The following is a 22861-nucleotide window of genomic DNA, read 5'->3' on the forward strand; positions in this document are numbered from 1 at the left end:
ACGGAACCGGCCCGGGGCGCGCCGCCACGTCCACCTCCGCTAACCTCTGCCTGCTACATCGGCGCCGGCCCCTGCGGAGGCACTCGTGAACAGGCAGAACGGGGCAGAACGCCCCTATGACGTCGTCCTTTTCGGTGCCACCGGCTTCGTGGGGGTGCTCACGGCCGAATATCTGGCCGCGAACGCTCCCGGCACGTGCCGCTGGGCCCTGGCCGGCCGGAACCGGACCAAGCTGGAACAGCTCCGGGACCACCTCACCGCCATCGACCCGGACTGCGCGGATCTGCCGCTGCTGCACGCGGACGCCGACGACGCGGCGTCGCTGCGGGCGCTGGCCGAGTCCACGCGTGTGGTGGCCACGACGGTGGGACCGTACGTCTGGTACGGGGAGAAGCTCGTGGCCGCCTGCGCGGAGGCCGGGACGGACTGCGCTGACCTCACGGGGGAGGCGGAGTTCGTCGACCGGATGTATCTGGAGCACGACGCACGGGCCCGCGAGACGGGGGCGCGGATCGTGCACGCCTGCGGTTTCGACTCCGTGCCGCACGACCTCGGTGTGTACTTCACGGTCCAGCAGCTCCCGACCGGGGTGCCGCTGACCGTCGACGGCTTCGTCCGCAGCAACGCCGCTTTCTCCGGCGGTACGTTCGCCTCGGCCCTGACCGCGATGGGCCGCGGCCCGCAGATGCTGCGGGCCGCGAAGGGGCGGCGGCTGCACGAGCCCCGTCTGGTGGGCCGCCGGGCCCGGTCCCCGCTGGGGGCCCCGCACTTCAGCGGGGAGACCGGCACCTGGGCGCTCCCGCTGCCGACCCTGGACCCGCAGGTCGTGGCACGTTCGGCGCGGGCCCTGGAGCGTTACGGCCCCGACTTCCGCTACCGGCACTTCGCCTCGGTGAAGCACCTGCCGGTGGCGCTCGGCGGCACCGCGGCCATCGGGGCCCTTCTGGCCGCGGCCCAGCTCCCCGCCGCCAGGGACTGGCTGATGGGGCGGTACGAACCGGGGCAGGGGCCGGACGAGCGGCGCCGGAAGCAGAGCTGGTTCACGGTGCGCTTCGTCGGCGAGGGCGGCGGACGCCGGGTCTTCACAGAGGTGTCGGGCGGCGATCCGGGCTACGACGAGACGGCGAAGATGCTCGCCGAGTCGGCGCTCTGCCTGGCGCTGGACGACCTTCCGGCGACCTCGGGACAGGTCACCACCGCCGTGGCGATGGGCGATGCGCTGCTGGAGCGGCTGACGGCTGCCGGGATGGGCTTCCGGGTGGCCGCGGTCCGTTGAGACCCGCGGGTCAGAGGACCCAGGAGGCCAGGGTGCAGAGCATCGCACCGGCCCAGACGAGCCCCGCGACGCCGCCGAGGAGCATGCCCACCGCGACGCGGCGCTGGGCATGCTGAACGGGTACGGCTCGGACAGTCGTGCGATGCGTGTTCATGCGTTCCAGCCTGCCGACCGGGAGCGGCGGGCGCCATCCGTACGGATACTCAGGCGGTCGCCTCACGCAGGGTCTGACGGCAGAGCGCGTCGGCCCTGCGGGTGGTCTCCGGCTGCCGGAAGCGCCGGGCCAGTCTGAGCGTGTGCGCGCAGGCGTTGTCGAGGTCGATCCGGTGGCCGACGGAGACGAACACCGGCTTGGTGCCCTCCTGGGTGCGGAGCGCCCGGCCCACCACCTCGTCCCCGTCGAGGAGCGGTGAGGAGTCGCCTCGGCGGGGCCCCGGCGCGTCGTAATGGAAGGTGAACGGGTTCTTCCCGACGCCGATGACCGGCAGCCCGGTGAGCACGCCCAGATGGCTGGCCAGCCCGAACCGGCGCGGGTGCGCCCGCCCGTAGCCGTCGCAGATGACGAGCCCGGGGTCGACGCTCAGGGACTCCAGCGCCTCCAGCACGGTGGGAATCTCGCGGAAGGCGAGGAGCCCCGGGACATAGGGGAAGGTGATCCGGCCGACGGCGGTGGCCTCTTCCACCACGTCGAGCGTCGCGGCGTCCAGGACGACGGCCGCCGCCACGACGACGTCCCGCTCGTCGTCGTAGGCGACATCGACGCCGGTGACCCGGCCGGTACCGGGCGGCGGACCCGGCTCGTCGAGCACCACGCGGGCACGAAGGGCATCCTGGACGGCGCGGGCTTCGGCCTCGTCGGCGGGCATGGGGAAAGTTGTCATGATGCGGCCCAGCTTAGCCCCGGTCGTCCGGCCGCTCTCGCCCGCCGGCGTCACGTCCCGGCCGGTCAGAGGCTGTCGGTGACGGCCGGCCCACCGGCCGGCCCGGTATCCCGGAGCCGTGCGAACAGGCGTCCCGTAGCCTGGCGATCATGTTCGTACTCGAATTGACCTACACCGCCCCCGTCGAGCGCGTCGACGCGCTGATGCAGGAGCACATCGTCTGGCTGGACGCCCAGTACGCCGCCGGGGTGTTCCTGGCTTCGGGCCGCAAGAACCCCCGCGACGGCGGAGTGATCCTGGCCGTCGGGGACGACCGCGCGCGGATCGAGGAGATCGCGGCGGCCGACCCCTTCGCCTCCGAGGGCGTGTGCGCCTACCGGATCACGGAGTTCATCGCGACGAAGACGTCACCCGAACTGGCGTCGTATCGACAGTAGTCGTCGGCAGTGGTCGTACGAGGGACTGCTCAGCGGCGGGCGCTGAGGAAGGCCACCCGTCCCTTCTCCCCCGACGCCCAGCAGCCCAGGTCGGGCGTGCAGTCCACCGTGTCGTACGAGCCGGTGTCGACCGTGCGCCAGGTCCGGCCGCCGTCCAGCGTGAGGTCCGTACCCGTGGGCCCGACCGCGAGAGCGCCGGACCGGCTGTGCGGCAGCCAGGCGACGCCCGAGCGGTAGGCGGGAGGTGGGGTGGCGGACTGCTGCCAGCCGCGGCCCCCGTCGGCCGTGACCGAGGAGCTCTTGGGCGACTGCTGGTCGGCGCGGTAGTCGCCGCCGACCGCGATGCCGTGCGTACGGTCGCGGAACGCGACACCGAAGACGCCCCGCGCCGGGTCGCCCGCCGGGATCGTCGACTCGGTCGCGGTCCAGGTCCGGCCCCGGTCCCCGGAGTGCAGGACGCGCGCGGTGGCCGCGCCGCCGGTGGCCAGCCAGACGTCCTTCGGCCCCGAGCTGACCAGACACTGGCCGCTCGCGGCGAAGCCCGCCTCGCCGGGCAGGGCGGCGGGCATCCCGTCCGGGGGCAGCACCTTCCAGCTGCGGCCGCCGTCGTCGGTCGACAGGATGCGGAACGCGCCGTCCACCGGGTCGCTCATCGCGAGCCCGTGCCGGTGGTCGAAGAACGTGAGGCAGTCGTAGAAGGCGCGCGCGTCGGTGTTGCGGAAGGACTCCGCCCACGTCGCTCCACCGTCGTCCGTACGGAAGACCCTGGATGCCTCACCCTCACCGATGGCCAGCACCACGGCGCGCCGGCTGTCGAAGGCCTCGACGTCACGGAACTCCAGCCCGTCCGCCCCGGGCGGCGAGACGTCGCGCCAGTGCCTGCCGCCGTCGGACGTGCGCAGGACGGTGCCCTTCGAGCCGGCGACCCAGGCGGAGCTGCGGCTGACGGCGGCGAGCCCCCGGAAGCGCGCCGTCGTGCCCGTGTCGGTGAGGGACCACCCCGGGCTCCGTCCCTCCGTGCCTGCTGGCGCGTCCGGTGCGGCCTGTGCGGCGGGCGCGGTCAGAACGGCGGTAACAGCCGCCCCGCACAGCGCCGTTGCCATCAGTCGTCTCGTCTTTCCCATGGCCTTCATGGCGCTGGAAGTTAACCCACGGGCGGCGGGCCGTCCAGCGTGCACCGCGCGAAAGCGGGCACATGCCCCGGTGAGGTGTGCGGTGACGCAGCTCACGCCGCACCTCAGTGCACGAAACGAACGGTTCCGTCGTCTACTCCAATGCCGGGAACCATTCACCGCGCGCGAGAGGGAGCAGGTCTTGTCCAGCGTCATCGAGCAGTCCGTACAGGCCCGCATGGTCGCATCCGCTCCGCGGATGGAAACTCTGCCCGCCACCTTGCAGTACGACCGCAAGGACCCGTTCGCCGTCCGCATGGCGTTTCCGGCACCGGCGACCCTGGAGGGGACGGAGGTCTCCTGGGAGTTCTCGCGCGAACTGCTCACGACGGGCGTGGACGCCCCGGCCGGCGTGGGCGACGTACGGGTGCGGCCCTTCGGCTACGAGCGGACGGTGCTGGAGTTCCATGCCGCCGAGGGCGTGGCGATGGTGCATGTGCGGACCGCGGAGCTGCGCCGGTTCCTGGAGCGCGCCCAGGAGCTCGTGCCGGTCGGCGACGAGCACCGCTTCCTGGACCTCGACCGGAATCTGACCGACCTGCTGGGCGGGCCCTGCTGACCCGCTGGACCGCCCGGCATGCCCTACCGGTGAAGTAACGCCCAGGTCTTCGAACCGCCGTTCGGCGCGGGGGCGAGCCCCCGGTCCCCGCCGTGCGCGGCTACGACCGCTGCCAGCGGCCACATGCCGGCACAGTAGGCGCCGCCCTGCTGGGAGCCGACCGGACCCGCATTCCCCGCATCGAGTCCCCCCTTCTTGAGGAGCGCTGCCCATGCCCAGCACGATAGCCCTCGTCCGCCGCGTGAGTCCGCGTCTCGCCGACGGGCTCGTCACCCATATCGAACGCACACCGGTCGACGCCGCCCTCGCCCACGCGCAGTGGGACCGCTACACGGCGGCCCTGCGCGAACACGGCTGGGAGACGGTCGAGGTGGCCGCCGCCGACGACTTCCCGGACGGCGTGTTCGTCGAGGACACGGTGGTGATGTTCCGGAACGTCGCCCTGATCGCCCGGTCCGGGGCCGAGTCACGCAGGGGCGAGACCCCCGCCGTCGAGGAGGCGCTGACACGGCTCGGCTGTTCGGTGAACCGGGTCCGCGAGCCGGGCACGCTGGACGGCGGCGACGTCCTCAAGACCGGTGACACGATCTACGTCGGCCGGGGCGGCCGGACGAACGCGGAGGGGGTACGGCAGCTGAGGGCCGTCTTCGAGCCGCTGGGAGCCCGGGTCGTGGCCGTACCGATCAGCAAGGTGCTGCACCTCAAGTCCGCGGTGACGGCGCTCCCCGACGGCACGGTCATCGGATATCCGCCCCTGGTGGACGAGCCGTCGCTCTTCGGCCGCTTCCTGCCGGTCCCGGAGGAGGCGGGCGCGCACGTGGTGCTGCTCGGCGGCGGAAAGCTGCTGATGGCCGCGAGCGCGCCCAAGTCGGCCGAGCTGTTCACCGAGCTCGGTTTCGAACCCGTTGTGGTGGATATCAGCGAGTACGAGAAGTTGGAAGGCTGCGTGACCTGCCTCTCCGTACGCGTCCGCGACCTGCGCGCATAACGGGGCGTAACCGGACGCCCGCGGGGACGGGCTTGGCCCGGGCCTTACCCTCGCTTTAACCTACGGTCACGTAACCTACGAAGCCGTAAGTAATTCTCCCGTCCCCAGGAGCCCCCGTGACGATCACCTCTCCCCATCTCGGCAGTTCGAAGGCGTGGACCGACGCCCAGCTGCTGTACGCCCTGGAAGAGGTGGTGGAGAAGGAGCTCAACCGCCATCTCAAGGTCGCCAAGGACTGGATGCCGCACGAGTACGTGCCGTTCTCCGACGGGCGCAACTTCCCCGGCGTCTTCGAGGACGGCCAGGCGTGGGAGGCCGAGCAGTCCAAGGTCACCGACATCGGCAAGATCGCCCTCGTCGTCAACCTGCTGACCGAGGACAACCTCCCCAGCTACCACCACGAGATCGCCTCCCTCTTCGGCCGCGACGGCGCCTGGGGCACCTGGGTGCACCGCTGGACCGCCGAAGAGGGCCGGCACGGCATCGTGATGCGCGACTACCTGCTGACCTCGCGCGCCGTCGACCCGGACAAGCTGGAGCAGTTCCGGATGGCACACATGGCGGAGGGCTTCGAGTCCGACAACCGCCACTCGATGCTGCACTCCGTCGCGTACGTCGCGTTCCAGGAGCTGGCCACGCGTGTCTCGCACCGCAACACCGGCCACCAGTCGGGTGACCCGGTCTGTGACCGGATGCTCGCGCGGATCGCGACCGACGAGAACCTGCACATGGTCTTCTACCGGAATCTCCTGGGCGCGGCCTTCGAGCTGGCCCCGGATCTGACGATGCAGTCCGTGCGTGATGTCGTGGTCAACTTCCGGATGCCCGGACACGGCATGCCGGGCTTCGAGCGGGCCGCCGCGCAGATGGCGATCGGCGAGATCTACAACATGCGCATCCACCACGACGACGTCATCCAGCCCGTGCTGCGCTACCTGAAGGTCCTCGACATCGACGGCCTCGGCCCGGACGGGCTGAAGGCGCAGGAGGAGCTCGGTATGTACATGAGCGGTCTGGACAGCGAGGCGTCGAAGTTCGACGAGAAGCTGGCCGCCCGCAAGGTGCGGATGGCGGCACGCGACAAGGCCTGAGTCAGGTCCCCGTCAGTGAGGCGTCGGGCCGGTGCCCGGCGCACTTGCTCCGTCGCCGTGACCCGCGCGCGGGCCGCCTCCCGCTCGCGTGGACGGCGCGGGCCCGACCCCGGGCGCGGGGGTGACCGGTGACGTGCGGGGGTCGGCCGGCCCCCGCGTTCCACGGACCGTACTCTGTGCCGGGTGAAGCCAGTGACGCGTCTTTTCCTCTTCGGCGCACCGATCGCCATCGCCGCATCCATCGTGTTCGGCAGCAGCGGCGATCCGGCGCTGCCCACGGGTTCGCCGCAGGCCGCGGAGCCCGCGCCTGCCGCACCTGCCGGTGACGAGGCCACCGCCACCGCCTCGGCCAAGCAGAAGGCGGAGGACGCGGAGATAGCCGGTCTGCCCGCCGGGCTGGCGGAGCCGCGCATGAAGGAGATCGCCTCGCAGCTGGTGGCCAGCGCGGAGAGCTCCACCCTGGACTGGCGCAGCCAGTACGGCACCATCGAGGACGTCGGGGACGGCACCGGCTACACGGCGGGGATCGTCGGTTTCTGTTCCGGGACGAACGACATGCTTCAGCTCGTCGAGTCCTTCACCGCGGAGCATCCGGACAACCCGCTCGCCCCGTTCCTTCCCGCGCTGCGCGCGGTGGACGGTACCGACTCGCACGAGGGGCTCGACCCCGGCTTCACGGCCGCGTGGAAGGCCGCGGCCCAGGACAAGGCGTTCCGCGACGCCCAGGAGGAGTTCCGGGACAGGCTCTACTTCGAGCCCGCGGTCCGGCTGGCGAAACTGGACGGGCTCGGCACGCTGGGGCAGTTCGTGTACTACGACGCGATGGTGCTGCACGGCCCCGGAATCGAGGCGACGGGCTTCTACGGAATCCGCGACGCGGCGATGGCGCGGGCCGACACCGCGGCCGAGGGCGGCGACGAGACCGCGTATCTCCATGCCTTCCTGGACGCGGGCAGGTCGGTGATCCGGGCGCGCACGACGCAGCGCGACACCTCACGGATCGACACCGCGCAACGGGTGTTCCTGCGCGCGGGCAATCTGGAACTGCGGGCGCCTCTGGTGTGGCAGACGTACGGCGAGACCTTCCGCATTCCGTCCTGAACCGGAGGCCGTTGCGCCCTGAACCAGAGGGCATTGCGTCCTGAACCGGAGGGCGCGGCACCCGGCGGTCACCCCTGTTCGCGCGCTCCTCTGCGCATCCGGTCCCGCTCCTTCTCGGACAGTCCGCCCCAGACGCCGAACCGCTCGTCGTTGGCGAGCGCGTACTCCAGGCAGGCCACCCGGCCCTCGCACGCGTTGCACAACTGCTTGGCCTCACGCGTCGAACTCCCCGGGGCCGGGAAGAAGAACTCGGGTCCCGCCTGCGCGCAGAGCGCCGTCTCCTGCCAGGCGAGCGCTTCGTCGGTCATGGTGTTGATCAGCATGGTGACCACCGTGCCGGGCGGCGATAAACAACTGATCAACGGTGCGTCAATGAGGCGCACCGGAGAACGAGCTCAGCCCTGCATCGGTGCCGGCTTGATCATGGCGAACACCGCGCCGAACGGGTCGGCGGCATGGGCGATCCTTCCGACCCCTTCGATGTCCTGGGGCGCCACCGTCACGCTGCCGCCCAGCTGTTCGACGTCCGCCGAAGCGGCGTCGCAGTCCTCGACCGCGAAGTACGGGACCCAGTGCGGGCCCCGGTCGGCCTCGGCCGGTACATCGCCCAGGTGGACGAGTCCGCCGAAGGACGACTCCGGGCCGGCGCCCGCGGGCCGGACCGTGGTGTAGGAGCCGCCGGGGAAGGTCATCTCGTCGGCCTCCCAGCCGAAGAGCGTCTGGAAGAACGCGGCGGCCGCGGACACCTCGGGGGTGTGCAGCTCCGACCAGACCAGGGAGCCCGGTTCCTGGATGACGCCCAGACCGCTGTTGGTGCCCGGCTGCCAGACGCCGAAGTACGCCCCCTCGTTGTCCGTGAAGCCGGCCATCCGCCCGAACTCGCGGACGTCCATCGGCTCGAAGAGCACATTGCCCCCGGCCTGCGCGACGGCCTTGGCTGTGGCGTCCGCGTCGGGCGACTGGAAGTACACCGACCAGGAGGGCTTCGCCTGGTCCTCCGGCACGGTCATCACTCCCGCCGCCGAATTCCCGTTCAGCAGGTACATCCCGTACTCACCGGTCTCGGGGCCGCCGGGTACCAGCTCCCAGCCGAAGAGGCCGCGGTAGAACGCGGTGGCCCGGTCCAGGTCGGGCGTGCCCAGGTCGATCCAGTTGGGGACTCCGGTGACAAAGCTGGGGTTGAGCATGGTGGGCCCCTTCAGCGAGCCGGCTGCCTCGCTCGTCTCGTGGCGCGGAGGATTTCCCCGCTCGACCGAGTCTCGCACCGGGCACTGACAACCGCAGTCCGGCACGGACCGGCCGGGAGAGGGTCCGTGGGACCATGAGCACCGGCCGGGTGAGGGCCACGGTGAGGGCAAGGCTGTGGGGACAGAGGGACGGACATGACTGAGGCCGGGGCGACGCGCGCCGAGGCGCCCACGGGGCGAGCCGCCCGGGAGCTGTTCGGCCGTGCGGAGCGGCTGCTGGAGACGGCCCGCGCGGTACTGGCCGATCACGGCCGGGCCGTCGACGCCGTACGCGCCGCACTCGATCCGCTCCTGGACGCCCTCGTCGGCCAGGAGCTGGCGGCGATCCCGGTGTCGCGGCTCAAGGACGTGACCGAGGGGCGGCTGCGGATCGGCGCGGTCGAGGAGGCCGGTTACGGAACGGTCGCCCAGGTGCACGCGGCGAGCCGGTACGAGCTCCGGCAGATCCCCGGTGTGGGGGCGCAGACCGCCGACCAGGCACTGGCCGCGGCACGCCAGATCGCGCACGCGGTCCGCGACACCGTCTCCGTACGCATCGACGTGGACGCTCCCGACGAACCGACGACCGCCCTGGTGGTGGCCCTCAACCGGCTGGTCGAGGCGGGGCCCGACGTCCGGCGCGCCCGTGACGCCGCGCGCGGGCTGCTGGCGCGGCTGGAGTCCCTGCTGGCCACGGCCGGACCGGCCGGGGGCCGGCTGCGCATGCTGTTCGCGGGCCGGGCGGCCCGGGAACAGGCGCTGGCGGCGGCCCTCTCCGTACGGGCCGTCGTGGCCGAGGCGGACGAACGGGAACTGCCCCTGCTGTTCGGGCAGGTGTCGGTCGACCTGCTGCGGGCGCCGGAGTCCGCGCCCGGAGCCTGGGTCGACTTCGAGCTGCGGTCCGCCGAGTACTACAGCCTGCTGGCCGAGATGTCGGGCACCGGCCCCGACCGGGACGCCGCCGAGGGCTTCCTCCCGGCCGGGATCGCGGACCGGGTGCGCGGGCTGCGGCTCGACGACGCGCATCTGCGGGTGTCGCTGCGCGGGTACCAGTCGTTCGGGGCGCGGTTCGCCCTGGCGCAGAAGCGGGTGATCCTCGGGGACGAGATGGGGCTCGGCAAGACCGTCCAGGCCATCGCCGCGCTCGCCCATCTCTCCGCCCGGGGCGAGACGCACTTCCTGGTGGTGTGCCCGGCGAGCGTGCTGATCAACTGGACGCGGGAGATCCGCGCCCGCTCGACACTGCGCGCTCTCGCGGTACACGGGCCGGAGCGGCGCGAGGCGTTCGCCGAGTGGTGCGGGAGCGGCGGGGTCGCTCTCACCACCTTCGACGCCCTGCACACCCTGCCGGACGCGTGGGCCGGGGCGGAGCAGCCGGGCATGCTGGTGGTGGACGAGGCCCACTTCGTGAAGAATCCGGCGACCCGCCGCGCCCGGAGCGTGGCCGGCTGGGCGCGGCGTACCGAGCGGGTGCTGTATCTGACCGGCACTCCGATGGAGAACCGGGTCGAGGAGTTCCGCAGCCTCGTCCGCCAGCTCAGGCCCGAGCTGGCCCCGGCCGTCTCCACCACCCATGGCGCCGCCGGTTCGCTCGCCTTCCGCAGGGCCGTCGCCCCCGCCTATCTGCGGCGCAACCAGGTGGACGTGCTCGGCGAACTGCCCGCGCTGGTCCAGGTCGACGAGTGGGAGGAGTTCAGCGCGGCCGATCTCGACGCCTACCGCGAGGCCGTGAAATCCGGGCAGTTCATGCGGATGCGCCGTGCCGCGTACGCGCGGCCGGCCACCTCCGCGAAGCTGGCCCGGCTGTGCGAGCTGGTCGCGGAGGCGGAGAGCAACGGACTCAAGGTGGTGGTGTTCTCGTACTTCCGCGAGGTACTGGCCACGGTCCAGGAGGCCCTGGGCGAGGGCGTGTTCGGACCGGTCTCCGGGAGCCTGCCGGCCGCCCGCCGCCAGGACCTGGTCGACGGGTTCGGCGCGGCAGAGGGTCACGCGGTCCTGCTGAGCCAGATCCAGGCCGGGGGTGTCGGGCTGAACATGCAGGCCGCCTCGGTGGTCATCCTGTGCGAGCCGCAGATCAAACCGACGATGGAGCACCAGGCCGTGGCCCGCGCCCATCGCATGGGGCAGATACGCACGGTCCAGGTGCACCGGCTCCTGGCGACGGACAGCGTCGACCAGCGGATGCTGGACATCCTCGCGCGCAAGGACCGGCTCTTCGACGCGTACGCACGGCGCAGCGATCTCGCCGAGGCGACGCCCGATGCCGTCGATGTGTCGGACGGGTCGCTCGCCCGGCGGATCGTCGAGGAGGAACAGCGCCGGCTGGCCGCCGGGGGCTGACCGGGGATCAGTGCTGGTGCGTCTCCCCCGCATCGGCTCCGGCGGCCTTCCCGGCCCCGGCCACGTGGTGCGGTTCGTAGCCCGGGACCGTGCCGTCCGGCTTGGCGACCAGCAGCAGCCCCGCCATGCCCATGTCGGAGTGGCTCTGGACGTGGCAGTGGTACATCCAGGCCCCGGCCCCCACCTGTTCGCCCGCGATGATCTGGAAGCCGAAGGAGTCGGCGGGCCCGCAGATCTTCGTGTCGATCACGCGGCTGGGGTCGTCGGGCCCGGTGAGCAGCCCGGTTCTGTTGTCCGCCCAGCGGTGACCGTGGATGTGGAAGGTGTGGTAGTACTCGCCGTGCGTGATCATCACGACTTCGACCCGGTCGCCGACCGTGGCCTCGAAGTTCGGACTCTGGTGCGCCGCCTTGTTGTTGATCGTCATGTCGTTGAAGACGATCGTGAACGTCTTGTCCGGGAGGATGTCGCCCCTGCGCCGGACGACCAGGGGCCCGTACAGCCCCTTGCGGATGCCGCCGGTGCCGTGGTCCGTACCGACGACGTGGTCGTGGTAGTGCCAGTACCCGGCGCTGCCGGCCCGCCAGGTGCCGTCCTTCCGGCGGCCCGGGGCGTGGGTGCGCCAGGTGTAGGTGCGGGTGCCGCCCGGTTCGACATGGCTCTTGTTCATCCGCGTGCCGTCGCTGGCGATGTCGTAGTCGACGCCGTGGACGTGCAGGCTGGCGTCGACGTCCGTGGTGTTCTCGAACTCGATGTGCAGGGTGTCGCCCTCGTTGAGCTCGATGAGCGGCCCGGGGACCGACGCCTTGCCCTTCTCGAAGCCGTACCCGAGCGAGCCGTCCGGCATCTTCTCGGCGTACATCTTCAGCCTGCGCACCTCGCCTCCCGCCGGGGCGGTCCTGGGCGGGGTCTCCGCCGAACTGGCCTCGACCGCACCGAGCGACAACGATGTCACCCCCGTCGCCGCGGCAGCCGCACCGCCCGCCAGCATGCGCCGGTTGAAGGTCCTTCGGTCCATGTCGAACTCCCCACTGCGAAAAGGCGACTGACGGGTTCTTGGAGACGCATGGGGGCAGAGATGCCCCCTGGACGGCCCATACGGTAGCCGTGGGATCTCCGTTTATCCACACCCAGGACAAAGTTCGTGCCATTGCTGCCATAGCTATTGGCGAGTCGCGAAAAGAGGTCTAGCTTCATGCGCTGTTGCAGTGACCAAAGAGGGGTGGGTGACCACATGCAGCGCACACCACATCACCGGTCCAGATCACGACGAGGTATCGCGGCGGCCGTGGCGGCCGGCGCACTGACCGCCTCCCTGCTCGGGGGCGGTGCCGCGAGCGCCGGACCCTATCCGGAGCCGATGGACCGGGCGACAACGTTGTCTCTTCCGTCGCCGCCCGGCGGCGCCAACGTCAGGGTGCTCGTCTTCCACGCCTCGGCGGGCGAGGAGTCACCGACCGTCGACGCGGGTATCGCGGCGATCGAGAAGATCGGGCTGAGCGGCCCGACCGCCGGCCGCTTCAGAACGGTCGCCACCGACGACGCCGGTGTCTTCACCGACGAGCGGCAGCTCGGCCGGTACAACGCGGTCGTCTTCCTGACCCGCGGCGACGTCCTCGACCCGGAGCAGGAGGCGGGTCTGGAGTCCTACATGGAGGCGGGCGGAGGGTTCCTCGGCATCCATGACGCGGCGCGCACGGAGCCGTACTCGGACTGGTTCACCGGACTGGTCGGAGCACGGCCCGCCGCCGACAGCCCGGCCACCGCCCAGCGCGCGACGGTCGAGATCGGTGACCGGCAGCACCCGGCGACCAAGAATCTCCCGCTGGAGTGGAAGCGGCCCGACAAGTGGCTGAACTGGACGAAGAATCCGTCCGGTGACGTGCACACCGTGGCGCGCGTCCGCGAGAGCACCTACAAGCCCGGCGCGAGCGCCAACGGCTGGGACCACCCGGTCTCCTGGTGCCGCGACTACGACGGCGGGCGCTCCTTCTACACGGGCATGGGCGGCACCGTCGACAGCTTCGCGGAGACGGACTTCCGCGAGCATCTGCGCGGCGCCCTCGCCTGGACCTCCCGTATCTCGCAGGCCGACTGCAAGGCCACGATCAACGGCAACTACCAGGCCGAGCGGGTCACCCGGCCCAACCAGCCGGGTCAGAACGACCAGATCGGCGAACCGCACGGCCTGGTCACCGCCCCCGACGGCCGGGTCTTCTACATCGGCCGCGGCGGCGCCGACAGCAGCCGGCCGGTCGTCATCGACTGGAACGACCCGAACATCGGCAAGGGCCAGGGCGAGATCCACGTCTACGACCCCGGGACCGGGAAGGTCACCCTCGCGGGAGCACTGACCGTCTTCGGCAACAAGGGCGGCGGCGACGAGACGGTCAAGGTCGAGGAAGGTCTTCTCGGCATCGAACTCGACCCGGACTTCGCGAGGAACGGCTGGGTGTATCTGCACTACACCCCCCACGCGAAGATCGACCGCGACAAGCGGATGGCGGTGCGTCAGGTCTCCCGCTTCACCTTCGACCCGGCCACGAGCAAGCTGGACATGGCCTCCGAGAAGGTGCTGCTCCACTGGCCGGTCCAGATCCACAGCTGCTGCCACGCGGGCGGCGGCATGGCCTGGGACTCCAAGGGCAACCTGTACATCGCGACGGGTGACAACAACTCCTCCGGTTCCAGCGGTGGTTACTCGGGGAACAACCCGGCGCCGAACTACAAGGGCGTGTCGTACGCGGACGCCCGGCGCACCTCGGGCAACACCAACAACCTCAACGGGAAGATCCTGCGCATCCACCCCGAGGCCGACGGCACGTACACCCTGCCCGAGGGCAATCTCTTCACCGGCGAGGAGCCGGACGAGGGCGGTGGCAAGACGCGCGGTGAGATCTATGTGATGGGTGTGCGCAACCCGGCCAGGATCTCCGTCGACCCGGCGACCGACACCCTGTACGCGGGCTGGGTCGGCCCCGACGCGGGCGCCCCGAGCACGACTTGGGGACCCGCCAAGTACGACACCTTCGCCGCGATCACCAAGGCGGGCAACCACGGCTGGCCGTACTGCATGGGCAACAAGCAGCCCTACCGGGACCGCGGCCTGCCCGACCCGTCCGTACCGCTCGGCTGGTACGACTGCGACGCGCCCAGGAACGAGTCGCCGAACAACGACGGCCTGGTGAAACTGCCGCCCGTCACCTCCAACACCATCTGGTACTCGCCGCAGGGCGGCGGCATCGACTACCCGCGCGACGCCAACGGCATCCCGAGTTACAAGGCGGAGGAGGGCAAGCAGCTCCTGCCGTGGCTCAAGGGCGGCGGCCAGGCCACGATGAACGGCCCGGTGTACCGGTACGACGCGGCGAGCACCAGCACCGACAAGTGGCCCTCGTACTGGGACGGCAAGTGGTTCGTCGGTGACTTCTACGACGGCGACCAGCCCCGGCACGCGGTACTGACCGACCCGAAGACGGTCGGCCGGGGCGGGCTGCCCACGCACGCCGAGTCCCTGAAGAAGATCATCCCGGTCGGGGCCGACGGCATCCGCAACCTCATGGACTGGAAGTTCGCCCCGGACGGCTCGCTCTACGTCCTGGACTACGGGCGGGGCTTCTTCACCTCGGACTCCAAGTCCGCGCTCTGGCGCGTGACGTACAAGGGCGGGGGCCCGACTCCGGCCGCCGCCGATCTGGCCAGGAAGGCGGAAGTTCAGTGAGACACCGTCCCCTCTTCGCACGGCTCCGATACCGGCCCGCCCGGCTGTGGCCGGCCCTGCTGGCCTCCTTCCTGCTGATCCTCGGGCTCACCTCGACGGCCGCGTACGGCCGGGAGGACGACCGGGAGGCGGCGGCAGCGGACCAGGTGCTCACCTGGACCGCCGGTGACCCCATCGACCACTATCTGTCCGCGCCCACGACCGCGGTGGCCGGCGCCGCGACCATCGTGTTCGAGAACAGCGCGGCGACCGGCAACACGACGGGCATGCCGCACACGCTGACGTTCAGCGTCTCGGACCCGGAGTTCAACAACGACGTCCAGCTGAACATCCTCGCCAACCCGAGCGACAGCGAGGGCGGCAGACACAGCGTCCAGGTCACGCTGAGCCCCGGTCGGTACTTCTACCACTGCACCATTCCCGGCCACGGGTCGATGCAGGGCATTCTCACCGTGACCGAGGGCGGCGGCGAGGACACCACCGCGCCGGAGACCTCGGTGAAGGTGGACGGCGACAAGAACGCCGACGGCGCGTACATCGGCCAGGCCGCAGTCAGCGTTGCGGCGACCGACGCCGGTTCGGGCGTCGACACCGTCGAGTACGCGGTCGGCGCGGACGGCGCCTGGCAGCCGTACACCACGCCCGTCGTGGTGAACCAGGTCGGCAGTCACACGATCCGCTACCGCGCCACCGACAAGGCGGGCAACGCGGCCGCGGAGAAGGCCGTCGACTTCCAGGTCGCCGCGCCGCCCACGGACGACGAGACCCCGCCGGAGACCTCGGCGACCGTGTCGGGCGAGAAGGACGCCCAGGGCGCGTACCTCGGCATGGCCACGGTCACCGTGACCGCGTCCGACACCGGGTCCGGCGTCAACACCATCGAGTACGCGATCGGGGCGGACGGTGCCTGGCAGCCGTACACCGCGCCGGTGATGGTCCATGAGGTGGGCACGCACAAGGTCCGCTACCGGGCGACCGACAAGGCGGGCAACGCGGCCGCGGAGAAGGCCGTCGACTTCACCGTCGTCGAGCAGCCCTCGCAGGACCGGACGCCGCCGGAGACGACGGTGGCGCTGACCGGCGAGAAGAACTCGGACGGCGCCTTCATCACCAGCGCGAAGGCGACGGTCACGGCGACCGACGCGGGCTCCGGGGTGGACAAGACCGAGTACTCCCTCGACGGCGGCCCGTACCTCGCGTACACCACCCCGGTGATCGTCGACCGGATCGGCTCCCACACCTTCGCCCACCGGGCGACGGACAAGGCGGGCAACACCTCGGAAGCGAAACAGGTGTCGTTCACGGTCGCCGAGGGCGGCGGCGTTCCGGCGCCGAACTGCCCGGAGTTCGACGAGCGGCTGACGGTCATCGTCGGCACGGTCGACAGCGGCGTCCCGAACCGTGTCACCCGCAACCGGTGCACGATCAACGAGCTGATCGAGGACGAGAAGGACTGGTCCTCGCACGCGCTGTTCCTCAAGCACGTGGACACGGTCCTGGACAAGCTCCTGTCCGACGGTGTGATCGACGCACGCGAGCACCGGACGATCTACCGGGCGGCGAAGCAGTCCGGTATCGGCAGGCCGGGCCAGGTCGACGGCTACCGGAAGCTGTTCGACGGCACGGCCGCGTCGCTGGCCAAGTGGGAGCAGGTCGGCGGCGGCAGGTTCGGGCTCAACGCCGACGGCACCATCACCAGCTCGACGACGGTCCCGGGCATGGGCATGCTCTGGTTCCCGGGCCGGCAGTACGGGGACTTCTCCCTGAAGCTCCAGTGGCGGGACGACGCGCCCGGCACGGGCAACGCCAACAGTGGTGTGTTCGTGCGCTTCCCGTACGTCCACGACAACCCGGAGGAGCCGCGTCCGGAGTGGGTCGCCATCAAGTACGGCCATGAGGTGCAGATCAACGACCGGCCGGACGGCGACATGTACAAGACGGGCTCGCTGTACGGATTCGACCGGGTGGGTCTCGGCGGCGCCGGGGTCACGCCCAAGGGCACCTGGAACGACTACGAGATCCGGGTGGTGGACCAGCACTACTCGGTCTACCGCAACGGTGTCCTGATCAACGAGTTCGAGAACAGCGGCGGTCAGCTCTTCGAGCCGCCGCGGGGCGACGACCCGGGCACCGACGGCCGGCGGTTCGCCTCCGGTTATGTCGGGCTCCAGGTCCACGGCACCACGGACGTGGTCTCGTACCGCGACATCCGTATCAAGGAGCTGTAACCCGCGACACCGCCTCAGGAGGCCGCGGCCGCGTGCTCGGGCATGTGGGCGCGGCCTCCTGGGTGCCGGTGGCGCCACACCCAGAACACCGTGCAGGACACCAGGGCCCAGCCGCCGAGCACCAGGTACGGAAGGACGAACTGGTGCCCCTGGTAGTAGACGGCCGTGTGCTGGGCGCTGACGGACGCGCCCGGCGGCAGCCAGCGCCCGATGTGCCCGAGCGCCGAAGGCAGGAGCGGCCAGGAGACGGCGCCTCCTGAGGACGGGTTGCCGAGCAGCACCATGAGGCCCCAGGTGGGGAGCATCGCCCAGCGCCCCATGATCGTGTTGAACATGGTGAAGACCATGCCGGAGGCGAACATCGTGAGGGCCAGGATCAGCCAGGACTCGACGAACGGCAGATCCAGCGCGCCGAGCAGCCAGTCCACGACGGCGGCGATGGCGAAGGCGCCGAGGAGCGCGTAGCCGAGGGTGAACGCGATCCGTTCAAGGGGGACGAGCGCGCGTGCGTGGACGCTCAGCTGGATCGCTCCGACGAAGCCGATGATGACGGCGGCCAGCGAGATGTAGAACAGCGCGAGTCCGCGCGGGTCGCCCCTCTGGAGCGGTTTCACGTCGGTGACCGTGACCGGGACGCCCACGCCGTCGCTCACCTTCACCGCGGACTCGGCGAGCAGTTGCGCGACGGAGGCGCCGGACGCTCCGGCGACGTCGAGCGCGACCCCGCCGCCCGCGGGGCGCAGGATCGCGAAGACCTTCTGGTCCTCCATCGCCTGCCGGGCCTTCGCCCGGGTGGCGTACGGACGCAGGCGCAGGGAGGCGTCGAGCGCCTCCTCCATCCCGTCGACGAACGTCTTCGTGCGCGGCGCCTCGGCGGGCCCGACCAGCGCGGCCGGGATCGCGCGGGGTGTCGGGTTGGCCATGGTGTAGGTGTAGGACCCGGCGAAGAGCCCGGCAGCGGCGGCGAGGATGAACAGCAGGACGCTCGCGGGCAGATAGGGCGACTTCTTGTACGCCTCCCACTTCTCGCCGCGCGTCGGTGGCCGGCCGTGTGCGCCGTGTTCGCGGTGCCCTGCGCTCACGCCTCGTCGCCGTCCTCGTCGTGCCGGGCACGGCTGGGCTGGACGCGCTTCGGTTCGCCGGGCATCTTGGGGTACTCCGGCGGGTAGGGCATGTCGCCCAGGCTCCGGTCCCGCTCGTCCCGCGCCGCGAGTTCCAGCACCTTCTCCAGGCTGAAGGCGTGGTCGTCCATGTCGGCGTGGAGGTCGCCCAGTTCGGCGTACCGGGCGGGCATGGTCCTGATGTCGAAGTCGCGCGGCTCGACGTCGTCGATCTCCTCCCAGCGCAGCGGTGCGGAGACCGGGGCGTGCGGGAAGGGGCGTACGGAGTAGGCGGAGGCGATCGTCCGGTCACGGGCCGTCTGGTTGTAGTCGACGAAGATGCGTTCGCCGCGCTCCTCCTTCCACCAGGCGGTGGTGACGCGGTCCGGCATGCGCCGTGCCAGGTCCCGGCCGATGGCGATGGTGGCGCGCCGGACCTCGGTGAACGTCCAGCGGGGTTCGATCGGCACGAAGACATGGATACCCCGGCCGCCGGAGGTCTTGGGCCAGCCCCGCAGTCCGTGCTCGTCCAGCACGGAGCGCAGTTCGTGGGCGGCGGTGACCGCGTCGGCGTAGTCCGTGCCGGGCTGCGGGTCGAGGTCGATGCGCAGCTCGTCGGGGTGGTCGGTGTCGGCGCTCCGTACCGGCCAGGGGTGGAAGGTGAGCGTGCCGAGGTTGGCCGCCCAGAGGACGGCGGCGATCTCGGTGGGGCAGATCTCGTCGGCGAACCGCCCGCTGGGGAAGGAGATCCGTGCGGTCGGGATCCAGTCGGGGAGGTTCTTCGGCGCACGTTTCTGGTAGAAGAACTCGCCCGTGACCCCGTCCACGAAGCGCTGAAGGGTGGTCGGCCGGTCGCGCAGGGCGCGGGTCATGCCGCCTCCCACCGCGAGGAAGTACTCGGCCACGTCCCGCTTCGTATAGCCCTTGTCCGGAAAGTAGACCTTGTCGGGGTTGGACAGTCGTACCGGCCGTCCTCCTGCGTCCAGCTCCACCGCTGCTCCCATGTCGGCCACCGTAGGCCGGGCTCACCTCTGCCGCATATCGGGAGACGTCCAGGGAGGTATGGGTAACAATCGGGCGCATGGACCTTCCGGTGATGCCGCCCGTGAAACCGATGCTCGCCAAGTCCGTGTCCACGGTCCCGCCCGGGATGCAGTACGAGGCCAAGTGGGACGGCTTCCGGGCGATCGTGTACCGGGACGGCGACGAGGTGGTGATCGGCAGCCGGACCGGCAAGCCGCTCAACCGCTACTTTCCCGAGCTGCTCGTCGCGCTGCGGGACAATCTGCCGCCCCGCTGCGTGATCGACGGGGAGATCGTCGTCATCCACGACGGGCGGCTCGACTTCGACCGGCTCAGCGAGCGCATCCACCCGGCCGACTCGCGGGTGCGGATGCTGGCCGAGCAGACCCCGGCGGCCTTCGTGGCCTTCGACGTCCTCGCGGTGAACGACGAGTCGCTGCTCCCCACCCGTCTGGCGGACCGGCGGGCGGTGCTGGAGGCGGCGCTCGCCCGGGCCTCGGCGCCGGTGTATCTCGCTCCGGCCACCACGGACCTGGCCACCGCCCAGGAGTGGTTCGAGCACTTCGAGGGCGCGGGGCTCGACGGTGTCGTGGCGAAACCGCTCGATGCGCCCTACCGGCCCGACACCCGCGCGATGTACAAGATCAAGCACGAGCGGACCGCCGACTGTGTGGTGGCGGGCTACCGCGCCCACAAGAGCGGCCCGGTCGTCGGCTCGCTGCTGCTGGGCCTGTACGACTCCGGGGGCGTCCTCCAGCACGTCGGGGCGTGCGCCGCCTTCTCGATGCAGCGGCGCGCGGAGCTCGCGCAGGAGCTGGAGCCGCTGCGCGGCGGCGCCGAGGACCACCCGTGGGCGGCCTGGGCGGACGCCGCGGCGCACGAGGGGGCCAGGCTGCCGGGCACCCCGAGCCGCTGGTCGGGAAAGAAGGACCAGTCGTGGGTGGCGCTGCGGCCGGAGCGGGTCGTGGAGGTCGGCTACGACCACATGGAGGGCGACCGGTTCCGGCACACCACCCAGTTCCGCCGGTGGCGGCCGGACCGCACCCCTGCCGGCTGCACCTACGCGCAGTTGGAGGAAGTGGTGCGGTACGACCTGTCCGAGGTGCTGTCAGGCGGCTGACCCGGCCGTGCCGGCGCAGGGGTCCGGTGCCTCCGTCTCCGTACCGGTCCCGGGAGACGTGGTGTCGGACGGATCGGGGGACGGGGGGTCCGTGGGGCAGCCCGGGGCACTGGTGCCCGGGTCCGGGTCCGGGGACGTCGGAGGGGTGGTCGGTGGCGTCGGATCCGTGGGCGAGGGGTCGGGGCTCGGCGATCCGGTGTCCGTCGGGTCGGGGCCGGGGCCCGGGTCCGTGGGGCCGGTCTCCGTCGGATCGGGGCTCGGGCTCGGCGGCCTGCCGGCGGCGGGGGGTGTGGGCAGCGGCGGCGGGGTCGTGGGCTGCGGCCCGATGACGATGCCGCCGCCTCCCTTGCCGGGGCTTTTGCCTCCCGGCTCGGCGGGACCGCCGGGACCACCGACGGGCGCCTTGGGCTCGGACGTGCCGCCCGCGCCGGGGCTCTCGGGGATGACGCCCTGGCCGTCGGCGACCGGGTGGGTGCCCTGGCGGTAGTACTCCAGCCAGGACAGCACCGTACGCAGATACGTCTCCGAGTGGTTGTAGCTGAGGATCGCCCGGTCCAGATCACCCCGCTGGTTCAGATTCCGCGTCCCGGCACAGAGGTAGTGCCCCGCGGCGAGCGCGGCGTCGTAGATGTTGTTGGGGTCGCGGCGCCCGTCGTTGTTGCCGTCCTTGCCCCAGTGCGCCCAGGTGGAGGGGATGAACTGCATCGGCCCGACGGCCCGGTCGTACCGCGCGTCGCCGTCGTAGGCTCCGCCGTCGGTGTCGCTGATGTTCGCGAAGCCCGCGCCGTTGAGCACCGGGCCGAGGATGCGGCCGAGTGTGGTGCCGTCCGAGCCGACCCGGCCTCCGCGTGCCTGCCCGGACTCCACCTTGCCGATCGCCGCGAGCAGGTGCCACGGCAGGTTGCAGCCGGGGTCGCTGCGCCCGAGCGCGCCCTCCGCCCTGCGGTAGGCGGCCAGGACCGTCGTGGGGATGCCCGCCGCGGCCCGTGCCCCCAGGTCCACGGGTCCGGGCTTCGCCCCGCCTCGGGGCGGCTCCGGTGTCCTCAGCGGTGGTAACTCCGTGTGGTACGAGTCGTCGTTGGGCACCTCGGTCCAGACCACGTCGTCCTGGGCCGCCGCGTTCTTCCCGTTCAGCGGCTGACCTCCGAAGACCGGTGCCTGGGACGCGGTGAGCGCCGCCATCGCCGCCACGGCGGTGGCGGTGCCGGTGAGTCCGCGGCGCATTGTGCCGTTGATCCTCATGCGTGCTCCTCTCTCCCGGATCACTGTGTGAACGTGTCGATGGCGGAGATCCGCCAGCTGTCGCCCCGGCGTACGGCGTCCACGGCGAACATCGCCGCCGCGTACGTGGTCTCGTCCGCCTTGCCCGTACGGGTGTTGCTCTGGTCGGCGAAGACGAGCAGCCGGGCGCGGTCGCCGTCGAGCAGTTCCACGCCGCTCTCCGTGACGGTGGTGGTGAGGACGAGCTTCTGCTTCGGCGCCTGCGCCCGTACCTCGGCGAGCATCTCCTCGTGCTGGCCGATCGCCTTGCCGACCAGGTAGGTCTTCGCGGCCTGCTGCGCCTTGGCGGGCGAGGCGTAGTTGTACGAGAAGACGGCGCCGACCGCCTCGGTGATCTGGCCCTTCACCTCACTGGTCCGGCCGATGTCGGTGAGCGCGGTGTTCTGCCGGGACGGGTCGTCGCGCAGCCGGTCGGCCGAGGTGAACGACCAGGCGGCGAAGGCGCCGAGCAGCACGGTGAGTGTGCACAGGACGGCCGGCAGCCGGACACGGAACGCGGGTGCGTACCACCTCGGGAGCGTCTCCGGTGGCGATTCGTCCTCCGCCTCGGTGCCGGCTTCGGGGCCGGCTTCGGGGCCGGTGTCGTCCAGGCTCTTCGGCCCGGCCGGCCGGCCGGGCTCGTCGGGCGGTCCGGGGCTGGGCTTCGGCTCGGTGGCGGTCGCGGGGGCGGCGCGTTCCGCGGCCGCGGTGGCCAGGCGGCGCTGACGGTTGACGAGATGACGTGTCGTCGACATGTCCGGGGTCCTCTCGGTGGCGGGGCGGGGAGTCGGGCGCGTCAGCCGGCCGTGTTGCCGACGGGCGCCTGGCCGAGTGCGCTGAGCTTCCACCCCCCGGACGTCCGGGTGAGCTGCCCGAGCATCCTGCTCTCCTTCACCGCGGGCTCGCCCTTCGGTGCGGTCACGGTGACCCGGAGCGCCACCATCACCGCTGCCTTGCCCGACCGGTCGTCGAGTTCGGTCACCGCCCCGGACAGGACCTTGGCCGTGCTGACCGTCTTCGCCGTCTCGATCTGTTTCACGAACGCGTCCCGGCCCTCGACGAGTTGCTGGTGCAGATCGCCCGTGGTGGAGTCCTCCCAGCTGTCCAGACCCTGCTCCACCTTCTGGTGGTCCAGGGTGTTCATGTTCTGCACGGCCTGCTCGCCGGCGGCCAGCACGTCGTCGCGGGCCTGCGCGTACGCCGCCGAGTCGTCGTGGGCCGCGTCGTACCGGGACACCCCGCCCCAGCCTGCCGCGCCCGCCGCCGCGACCGTCAGCACGATCGCCGCCACCAGCAGCGGATTGCGCGTCGTCCGTACCCGTGCCATTGCTGTCTCTC

Annotated in this window: 21 protein-coding genes; 10 read left to right on the forward strand and 11 right to left on the reverse strand. The window is 71.4% G+C overall.

All coding sequences use genetic code 11. The annotated features are described in order from the left end of the window. Positions 1–85 precede the first annotated feature (85 nt). Positions 86–1276, forward strand: a complete 1191-nt coding sequence (locus AC07FA_RS08325; RefSeq protein ID WP_479073969.1) for a saccharopine dehydrogenase family protein — start codon at positions 86–88, stop codon at positions 1274–1276. Positions 1277–1286: 10 nt separating this feature from the next. Here AC07FA_RS08325 and mmpA read toward each other — a convergent pair whose 3' ends face one another. Next, on the reverse strand, positions 1287–1430 hold the full coding sequence (mmpA, locus tag AC07FA_RS08330; RefSeq protein ID WP_479073971.1) for a morphogenic membrane protein MmpA: 144 nt from the start codon (positions 1428–1430) through the stop codon (positions 1287–1289). A 49-nt stretch (positions 1431–1479) separates the two neighbouring features. Beyond that, positions 1480–2157 carry an endonuclease V gene (locus tag AC07FA_RS08335; protein WP_479073973.1) on the reverse strand — a complete coding sequence of 226 codons (678 nt, stop codon included), beginning with the start codon at positions 2155–2157 and terminating at the stop codon, positions 1480–1482. A 149-nt stretch (positions 2158–2306) separates the two neighbouring features. Between AC07FA_RS08335 and AC07FA_RS08340 the strand changes: the two genes are divergently transcribed. Beyond that, the gene (locus tag AC07FA_RS08340) at positions 2307–2594 is read left to right on the forward strand and encodes a YciI family protein (RefSeq protein ID WP_479073974.1); all 288 of its coding nucleotides are present in this window, start codon (positions 2307–2309) and stop codon (positions 2592–2594) included. 29 nt (positions 2595–2623) lie between these two features. Here the strand turns inward: AC07FA_RS08340 and AC07FA_RS08345 are convergent, their stop codons facing one another. Further along, positions 2624–3727 carry a WD40/YVTN/BNR-like repeat-containing protein gene (locus AC07FA_RS08345; RefSeq protein WP_479073975.1) on the reverse strand — a complete coding sequence of 368 codons (1104 nt, stop codon included), beginning with the start codon at positions 3725–3727 and terminating at the stop codon, positions 2624–2626. Between the two features lie 181 nt (positions 3728–3908). Between AC07FA_RS08345 and ssgD the strand changes: the two genes are divergently transcribed. From ssgD to AC07FA_RS08365, 4 genes are all read left to right on the forward strand, one after another. Further along, a complete protein-coding gene (gene ssgD / locus AC07FA_RS08350) occupies positions 3909–4325 on the forward strand; it encodes a spore wall synthesis regulator SsgD (RefSeq protein ID WP_479073976.1) in 417 nt (138 codons plus the stop codon). A 211-nt stretch (positions 4326–4536) separates the two neighbouring features. Beyond that, a complete protein-coding gene (gene ddaH, locus AC07FA_RS08355) occupies positions 4537–5313 on the forward strand; it encodes a dimethylargininase (RefSeq protein ID WP_479073977.1) in 777 nt (258 codons plus the stop codon). Between the two features lie 116 nt (positions 5314–5429). Beyond that, positions 5430–6404, forward strand: coding sequence for an acyl-ACP desaturase (locus tag AC07FA_RS08360; protein ID WP_479073978.1), 975 nt, complete (start codon positions 5430–5432; stop codon positions 6402–6404). Positions 6405–6596: 192 nt separating this feature from the next. Continuing rightward, positions 6597–7505: a chitosanase gene (locus AC07FA_RS08365; protein WP_479074260.1), complete on the forward strand. Its 909-nt coding sequence runs from the start codon at positions 6597–6599 to the stop codon at positions 7503–7505. 68 nt (positions 7506–7573) lie between these two features. Here the strand turns inward: AC07FA_RS08365 and AC07FA_RS08370 are convergent, their stop codons facing one another. After that, positions 7574–7828 carry a WhiB family transcriptional regulator gene (locus AC07FA_RS08370; RefSeq protein WP_479073979.1) on the reverse strand — a complete coding sequence of 85 codons (255 nt, stop codon included), beginning with the start codon at positions 7826–7828 and terminating at the stop codon, positions 7574–7576. Positions 7829–7900: 72 nt separating this feature from the next. Continuing rightward, positions 7901–8692: a VOC family protein gene (locus tag AC07FA_RS08375; RefSeq protein WP_479073981.1), complete on the reverse strand. Its 792-nt coding sequence runs from the start codon at positions 8690–8692 to the stop codon at positions 7901–7903. Positions 8693–8887: 195 nt separating this feature from the next. Between AC07FA_RS08375 and AC07FA_RS08380 the strand changes: the two genes are divergently transcribed. Then, positions 8888–11071 carry a DEAD/DEAH box helicase gene (locus AC07FA_RS08380; RefSeq protein WP_479073983.1) on the forward strand — a complete coding sequence of 728 codons (2184 nt, stop codon included), beginning with the start codon at positions 8888–8890 and terminating at the stop codon, positions 11069–11071. A 7-nt stretch (positions 11072–11078) separates the two neighbouring features. On the opposite strand, the gene AC07FA_RS08385 is transcribed toward AC07FA_RS08380, so the two are convergent. Further along, positions 11079–12089 (reverse strand): multicopper oxidase domain-containing protein, encoded by a 1011-nt coding sequence (locus AC07FA_RS08385; protein WP_479073984.1) that lies wholly within the window; start codon positions 12087–12089, stop codon positions 11079–11081. 270 nt (positions 12090–12359) lie between these two features. Between AC07FA_RS08385 and AC07FA_RS08390 the strand changes: the two genes are divergently transcribed. Beyond that, complete coding sequence (locus AC07FA_RS08390; protein ID WP_479073986.1) at positions 12360–14792, forward strand: ThuA domain-containing protein; 2433 nt, start codon at positions 12360–12362, stop codon at positions 14790–14792. Continuing rightward, positions 14789–17020 carry an OmpL47-type beta-barrel domain-containing protein gene (locus tag AC07FA_RS08395; protein ID WP_479073987.1) on the forward strand — a complete coding sequence of 744 codons (2232 nt, stop codon included), beginning with the start codon at positions 14789–14791 and terminating at the stop codon, positions 17018–17020. The genes AC07FA_RS08390 and AC07FA_RS08395 overlap by 4 nt, the downstream gene beginning before the upstream one ends. Positions 17021–17034: 14 nt before the next feature. On the opposite strand, the gene AC07FA_RS08400 is transcribed toward AC07FA_RS08395, so the two are convergent. Then, complete coding sequence (locus AC07FA_RS08400) at positions 17035–18102, reverse strand: ABC-2 transporter permease (protein ID WP_479073988.1); 1068 nt, start codon at positions 18100–18102, stop codon at positions 17035–17037. Further along, on the reverse strand, positions 18099–19112 hold the full coding sequence (gene ligD, locus AC07FA_RS08405; protein WP_479074261.1) for a non-homologous end-joining DNA ligase: 1014 nt from the start codon (positions 19110–19112) through the stop codon (positions 18099–18101). The genes AC07FA_RS08400 and ligD overlap by 4 nt, the downstream gene beginning before the upstream one ends. A gap of 89 nt (positions 19113–19201) precedes the next feature. Between ligD and AC07FA_RS08410 the strand changes: the two genes are divergently transcribed. Continuing rightward, on the forward strand, positions 19202–20263 hold the full coding sequence (locus AC07FA_RS08410) for an ATP-dependent DNA ligase (RefSeq protein WP_479073989.1): 1062 nt from the start codon (positions 19202–19204) through the stop codon (positions 20261–20263). On the opposite strand, the gene AC07FA_RS08415 is transcribed toward AC07FA_RS08410, so the two are convergent. Genes AC07FA_RS08415 through AC07FA_RS08425 form a run of 3 tightly spaced genes read right to left on the reverse strand, consistent with a single transcriptional unit; the run spans position 20252 to position 22850 of the window. Next, positions 20252–21505, reverse strand: coding sequence for a lytic transglycosylase domain-containing protein (locus AC07FA_RS08415; protein ID WP_479073990.1), 1254 nt, complete (start codon positions 21503–21505; stop codon positions 20252–20254). The genes AC07FA_RS08410 and AC07FA_RS08415 overlap by 12 nt on opposite strands. A 20-nt stretch (positions 21506–21525) precedes the next feature. Further along, entirely contained in the window at positions 21526–22278 is a 753-nt protein-coding gene (locus tag AC07FA_RS08420; RefSeq protein ID WP_479073991.1) for a hypothetical protein, read from the reverse strand. Positions 22279–22319: 41 nt separating this feature from the next. Further along, the gene (locus tag AC07FA_RS08425; RefSeq protein ID WP_479073992.1) at positions 22320–22850 is read right to left on the reverse strand and encodes a nuclear transport factor 2 family protein; all 531 of its coding nucleotides are present in this window, start codon (positions 22848–22850) and stop codon (positions 22320–22322) included. Between the last annotated feature and the right edge of the window lie 11 nt (positions 22851–22861).

It is taken from the genome of Streptomyces sp. NPDC045968 (assembly GCF_056430475.1).

Coding starts and splice junctions, on each gene's coding strand:
- AC07FA_RS08345 (WP_479073975.1), bottom strand. CDS start 3,727: ATGAAGGCCATGGGAAAGACGAGACGACTGATGGCAACGGCGCTGTGC.
- mmpA (WP_479073971.1), bottom strand. CDS start 1,430: ATGAACACGCATCGCACGACTGTCCGAGCCGTACCCGTTCAGCATGCC.
- AC07FA_RS08425 (WP_479073992.1), bottom strand. CDS start 22,850: ATGGCACGGGTACGGACGACGCGCAATCCGCTGCTGGTGGCGGCGATC.
- AC07FA_RS08340 (WP_479073974.1), top strand. CDS start 2,307: ATGTTCGTACTCGAATTGACCTACACCGCCCCCGTCGAGCGCGTCGAC.
- AC07FA_RS08385 (WP_479073984.1), bottom strand. CDS start 12,089: ATGGACCGAAGGACCTTCAACCGGCGCATGCTGGCGGGCGGTGCGGCT.
- AC07FA_RS08370 (WP_479073979.1), bottom strand. CDS start 7,828: ATGCTGATCAACACCATGACCGACGAAGCGCTCGCCTGGCAGGAGACG.
- ddaH (WP_479073977.1), top strand. CDS start 4,537: ATGCCCAGCACGATAGCCCTCGTCCGCCGCGTGAGTCCGCGTCTCGCC.
- AC07FA_RS08375 (WP_479073981.1), bottom strand. CDS start 8,692: ATGCTCAACCCCAGCTTTGTCACCGGAGTCCCCAACTGGATCGACCTG.
- AC07FA_RS08380 (WP_479073983.1), top strand. CDS start 8,888: ATGACTGAGGCCGGGGCGACGCGCGCCGAGGCGCCCACGGGGCGAGCC.
- AC07FA_RS08415 (WP_479073990.1), bottom strand. CDS start 21,505: ATGAGGATCAACGGCACAATGCGCCGCGGACTCACCGGCACCGCCACC.
- AC07FA_RS08335 (WP_479073973.1), bottom strand. CDS start 2,157: ATGACAACTTTCCCCATGCCCGCCGACGAGGCCGAAGCCCGCGCCGTC.
- AC07FA_RS08420 (WP_479073991.1), bottom strand. CDS start 22,278: ATGTCGACGACACGTCATCTCGTCAACCGTCAGCGCCGCCTGGCCACC.
- AC07FA_RS08410 (WP_479073989.1), top strand. CDS start 19,202: ATGGACCTTCCGGTGATGCCGCCCGTGAAACCGATGCTCGCCAAGTCC.